This is a genomic window from Chroococcus sp. FPU101 (assembly GCF_017312365.1).
Classification (GTDB): Bacteria; Cyanobacteriota; Cyanobacteriia; order Cyanobacteriales; family Microcystaceae; genus Chroococcus.
In genome coordinates, this window is sequence record NZ_BLJI01000080.1 from 1 (window position 1) to 5,894 (window position 5,894).

General features: G+C 39.9%; 5 protein-coding genes. All 5 read left to right on the plus strand.

Annotated features, from left to right (window positions below):
- The first annotated feature begins 263 nt into the window (after nt 1-263).
- The 5 genes from CFPU101_RS24845 (at nt 264) to CFPU101_RS24865 (ending at nt 5,688) form a co-directional block, all read left to right on the plus strand.
- Nucleotides 264-1,109, plus strand: a complete 846-nt coding sequence (locus CFPU101_RS24845; RefSeq protein WP_206818519.1) for a hypothetical protein — start codon at nt 264-266, stop codon at nt 1,107-1,109.
- A gap of 170 nt (nt 1,110-1,279) precedes the next feature.
- The gene (locus CFPU101_RS24850) at nt 1,280-2,263 is read left to right on the plus strand and encodes an ATP-binding cassette domain-containing protein (protein WP_206818520.1); all 984 of its coding nucleotides are present in this window, start codon (nt 1,280-1,282) and stop codon (nt 2,261-2,263) included.
- A complete protein-coding gene (locus CFPU101_RS24855; protein WP_206818522.1) occupies nt 2,263-3,054 on the plus strand; it encodes an ABC-2 family transporter protein in 792 nt (263 codons plus the stop codon). The genes CFPU101_RS24850 and CFPU101_RS24855 overlap by 1 nt, the downstream gene beginning before the upstream one ends.
- A 210-nt stretch (nt 3,055-3,264) precedes the next feature.
- Nucleotides 3,265-4,548, plus strand: coding sequence for a serine hydroxymethyltransferase (gene glyA / locus CFPU101_RS24860; protein ID WP_206818524.1), 1,284 nt, complete (start codon nt 3,265-3,267; stop codon nt 4,546-4,548).
- 75 nt (nt 4,549-4,623) lie between these two features.
- Complete coding sequence (locus CFPU101_RS24865; protein ID WP_206818527.1) at nt 4,624-5,688, plus strand: glycosyltransferase family 4 protein; 1,065 nt, start codon at nt 4,624-4,626, stop codon at nt 5,686-5,688.
- Nucleotides 5,689-5,894 lie beyond the last annotated feature (206 nt).

The window sequence follows — 5,894 nt, forward strand, 5'->3', positions numbered from 1 at the left end:
TTAATTCTGACCACCTACTTATTTAATTGATTAACTTTACATTTCTTACGTTTTTTTAAAAATAAATGTTATTTATAGCCAATCTCTTGAATCAAAAACATTCAAGAGAAAAAGAAGATATTTTCGGTTATTTTATATCTTTGGTAAGAAGACAAATGTCGATTAAAAAAATAATATAGAAGAAAGAATAACTTGCTAAAACATAGACAAATGAGTCTAAAAATAGCAGAATCAATTAAAAACCTATCAGGAGAACAATAACAATGCTGAATAAATATCAAAAAGGAGGTCGGCATACTCAACTGAGTTTTCTCGCTATTGCCTTAATGGTTATACTTCTTCCTGCTTGTGCCAATAATAGTCAGCGTGCCGAAGTTTCTGAAACAACGCCAGCAGACAAAGAAAGCGTTACTCCCGCCAAAGTTAGTAATAAAACAGAGGATCTGATCGGTGAACTGGTTACTGTGAGAAGTCAACCGATTAATAAAATCAGTGATAATGTTTTTACAATTACTGACCAAAAAGTATTTGGTGGTGAAAGAATTGTCGTAGTCAATAATAGTGGTGTGCCTGTTAACTTACCTATCCCACAAGATGCGAAATTGCAAGTCACGGGTACGGTTGATAAGTTTGATGTTAATGCACTCAAGCAAAAATATAAAGCAGATTTAGGTGAACCGAGTTCGTATCAAGAATATGCAGGTATGCCAGTAATAGTTGCACGTTCAGTTGCATTAGCACCAATACCTGGGGAAATTGGCGAAAATCCACAGCCTTACTACAATAAAGTTATTGCCGTCCCAGCAGAAGTTAAGCAAATCTATGGTAGTGCTGGAGCATTTGTTCTCGAAGATAATACAATACTGGGTAATGAGCCACTTTTAGTTTTAGTAACTAATCAACTCAAGGATCAAGTTCCGATTAAACAAGGGGATAAAATTGTCGCTACTGGTACACTGCGTCCGTTCGTTGCTGCCGACATAGAAAGAGAATACAATTATGTTTGGGATGCCCAGTTAAGACAACAATTAGAAACAGATTACGCTCAAAAACCTGTACTAATTGTCGAAGGGATTTATCTATCTGCATTGCCACTAAATGCGGATTAATATAAAGTTGCTTCAATTCATTCATTTAGAACAATAGCGAATCATTTTGTAAAGGCTTGTTAAGCAAGTCTTTTTTTAATGTAATTGACGAAAAATCTAACGTAAGCCAGAACAACTTCAGTAGTTAATCGTGTAATAATCGAGAAACGCGCCTCCTTGTTTTTTCTGCCATGTCCATCATCATTGTTGACAATCTTAGTAAAACTTACCCAGTAGCGGTTAAAGAACCTGGACTAAAAGGAACCATTAGCCATTTCTTTAAACGCACTTATCGGCAAATTAAAGCGGTACAGAATGTCTCGTTTACCATTGAACCAGGGGAAGTGGTAGGGTTTCTTGGCCCCAATGGTGCAGGAAAAACGACTACACTAAAGATGTTGACTGGGTTAGTACATCCTTCGGGTGGACGAGTGAGAGTTGCGGGTTATATTCCGTTTCGCAGACAACCCCAGTTTTTACAACAAATGAGTCTCGTTATGGGGCAAAAACAACAGTTATTATGGGATTTACCCGCTTTAGACTCTCTTAGAATTAATGGGGCGGTTTATAATCTTCCAGAATCGGTTTTTGAAAAGCGTTTAGGTGAACTTTCCGAAATGTTGTCGCTACAAGAAAAGCTAACCCAACCCGTTCGTAAGTTGTCTCTCGGTGAGAGAATGAAAGCGGAATTACTCGCTGCATTATTACATCATCCTCAAGTTTTATTTTTAGATGAACCAACACTAGGACTTGATGTTAACGCACAAGCTGCGGTAAGAGAGTTTTTAAAAGAATACAATCAACGATATCAAGCGACGATTCTTTTAACCAGTCACTATATGGCTGATATTACTGCCTTGTGTAAGCGCGTGTTGCTGATCCATCAAGGAAATTTGATGTATGATGGTATCCTCGATGGTTTACTAGAACGGTTTTCCCCATGTCGAGAAGTTAAAATCGAGTTAGCTTATCCTGTAAGTGAAGTTCAATTACGTTCCTATGGCGATATCGTTAGTATTGAAGGAAAAGAAGTAAGATTAGTGGTACCTCAAGAAAAGTTAACCAGTGCGATCGCATCTATTGTTTCAGAATTAGATATCATTGACCTAAGTATTAATGAGCCACCTATTGAAGAGATTATCGGTCGTCTGTTTCAAACGGGAGTGGTAGCCTAATGAAGTGGTTTTATCGCACCATGACGACGTTACTGACAACCTATTATGCTCATATGCTTGAGTATCGAGCAGAAATTTTTTTATGGGCGTTAGCAGGGTCATTACCTTTAATTTTAATGGGTGTTTGGATTCAAGCGGCCCAAAATGGTGGAAAATTTGGTCTAGATTCGGTGCAGTTTGCTCGTTATTTTTTTGCTGTTTTTTTGGTCAGACAGTTTACGACGATTTGGGTCATTTGGGAATTTGAACGGGAAATTGTCGAGGGAAAACTCTCTTTTAGGTTACTTCAACCAATAGATCCGATTTGGCATCATATAGCGCGTCATATCTCTGAAAAAATGACTCGTATTACTTTAGTGGTCGTTTTTCTAGGTCTTTTCTTTCTCCTCTATCCTCAAGCATTTTGGATACCTAAACCACAAAATATTATTCTATTCTTCGTGGCTGTTGTAATGGGTTTTATTGTTCGGTTCTTGATGCAGTATAGTTTCTCGATGTTAGCATTTTGGACAGAACGAGCTAGTGCGATCGAACAATTCTGGTTTTTGTTTTATCTATTTTTATCAGGGATGATTGCACCCTTAGAAGTGTTTCCCCCACAAGTTCGCGCAATTGTAGAATGGACACCGTTTCCCTATTTAATTCATTTTCCGGCTGCTATTTTAATCGGTTTACCCATCGATTTTGTCAGAAGTAGTCTTATTATGTTAGGTTGGGGTTTGGTATTTTTCTTTTTATATCGTTGGTTATGGCGCAAGGGACTTAAACGATATTCTGGAATGGGAGCCTAAAACTTTCGGTGACGACTCGATAGCTCTGCTCGTAGCATAAAATTAACTTTTTGTCAAAATAGCGATAGAGAATATTTTTAAATTGGTATAAAATTTCTAGAAAGGCAAACAGATGGATGCGACGTTTATCCTAAAGCAACCCTTGAGAATATGAGCGATAATAGAGAATTGCCATACAATTAAAACCGACGAAAGTAGGATTAAGCAAACGTGACGGATACTAATTTAGATTTACTTGCATTGAGTGATCCAACAGTAGCAGCGATGATTGATCGTGAGTTACAACGTCAACGGGATCACCTAGAATTAATTGCTAGTGAAAATTTTACCTCGGCTGCGGTGTTAGCGGCACAAGGTTCGGTTTTAACCAATAAATACGCCGAAGGACTCCCGAAAAAGCGTTACTACGGGGGATGTGAATTTGTCGATCAAGTAGAACAATTAGCTATTGATCGTATTAAACAATTATTTGGGGCCGCCCATGCCAATGTACAACCCCATTCAGGCGCACAGGCTAACTTTGCGGTGTTTCTCTCCCTCCTCAAACCAGGTGATAAAATCATGGGGATGGATTTATCTCACGGTGGACACCTAACTCATGGTTCTCCTGTTAACGTTTCAGGGTTATGGTTTGATGTCGTGCAGTATGGTGTTAATCCAAGCACAGAAAGACTCGATTTTGATTTAATTCGAGATATTGCCCTCAAAGAACGTCCAAAACTTCTCATTTGTGGTTATTCGGCTTATCCGAGAATCATTGACTTTGAAAAATTCCGCTCTATTGCCGATGAAATTGGGGCCTATTTAATGGCAGATATTGCCCACATTGCGGGTTTAGTGGCGACAGGTCATCATCCTAACCCGATTCCTGTTTGTGATGTGGTGACAACGACGACACACAAAACCCTCAGAGGGCCAAGAGGGGGTTTAATTATGACCCGTGATGAAGATTTAGGCAAAAAATTCGATAAAGCAGTATTCCCTGGTACTCAGGGTGGGCCACTAGAACACGTGATTGCAGCCAAAGCCGTCGCGTTTGGAGAAGCCCTTAAACCTGAGTTTAAAATCTATTCAGGACAAGTTATCGCCAATGCCCAAGCTTTAGCCCAACAACTGAATCAACGGGGCTTTAAACTGGTGACAGATGGGACTGACAATCATTTAATGCTAGTCGATTTGCGATCGATTAACATGACGGGTAAAGTAGGTGATCAATTACTCAGTGGTGTCAATATTACTGCGAATAAAAACACCGTTCCCTTTGATCCTGCATCACCTTTTGTAACCAGTGGCGTTCGTTTAGGATCTCCTGCGATGACGACTCGTGGCATGAAGGAAGCAGAATTTACCGAAATTGGTAATATTATTGCAGATCGCTTACTCAATCCTGAAGATGAGTCTGTACAACAAAATTGCTTAAGCAGAGTGGCTAAACTTTGTGCTAATTTCCCGCTTTATCCTCATCTGACAATTCCTTTACCTGCGATCGTATAAAATCTCGTACAAACGTCTGGGATTAAGGTAAACTTCACATGAGACCCTTAATCCCATTTACCCCCAACAGCCAAGATGTCTGGAGATTTATATCATCTCGTTGCCTTTCTTATCTCTCATGTCGTCGTTTTGTGGAGTACCCCGCTTGTCAAAACGGTTGGCCTCAAAAGTGGTTACGTTGACCAACCTGGCGATCGCAAAGTCCATCAGCAGCCAATGGTTCGTTTAGGTGGTGTTTCAATTTTTATGGGTACCTTGACTGCTTTACTGATTATTTGGTGGTTAGGTGGTTTTAAAGGATTACCACCAAATCGAGAATGGGAAGTTTGGGGGGTGACAGTCGGCGGATTAGCTTTCTTTTTAATTGGATTAGCGGATGATTTATATAATCTCTCTCCTTTGTCTCGTCTAGCGATGCAAGTTGTTGTCGCTTCTCTAGCTTGGGTTGTCGGGGTAAAAATAGATTTTCTTTCGGTTCCGTTTTTCGAGTTAATTCATATTGGTTGGTTAAGTCTGCCCATTACCGTCCTTTGGCTAGTTGGGATGGCTAATGCAATTAATTGGATTGATGGGTTAGATGGATTAGCCGCAGGAGTCGCTGGTATTTCTTCGGTGGTCTTATTTATGGTAACTTTGGTTATGCACCAACCCGCCGCCGCAATTATCGCCGCAGCAATGGCAGGAGGGGCATTAGGCTTTTTACGTTATAACTTTAATCCCGCACAGATTTTTATGGGGGATGGTGGGGCTTATTTTATGGGTTTTACCCTCGCAGGTGTCGCAGTCATTGGCTTAGTAAAAACGACGGCGGTTACAACCATTGCGGTGACGGCGGTTTTATTACCCTATCTGATTCTAGCGGTTCCCATTCTCGATATGTCTAGTGTGATTATTTCTCGTATCAGTCAAGGAAAATCACCCTTTTTAGCAGATAAACGCCATTTACATCACCGTTTACTAAAAGCGGGTATCTCTCACCGTCTCACGGTTCTCTTTATCTATGCGTTGACCTTTTGGGTAGGAAGCTTGGCATTAGGTTTTTCTAATGTTCCCAGTGGTTGGGGGTTTGCGATCGTGGCTACGTTATTATTAGTCTATGTCAGTTGGCAAGTACGGCGCAATAGTCGTTTGAGAGAATAGTAGGTTGAATTGCTGTTAAAGGGCAAAATAAACCTCCTTCCTGATTTTTATCTCTAATCATTATCTAGGGCTGATCGTTACGCTTATACTAGGAATAGCTATATTTAGTGATTACTATTTGGTTGATTAATGATTGAATTAGTTATTCCTGCTTTCTTTGAAGATATCTATCATTAGCTAATTCAGCTAAGTAGGTGGTCAGAATT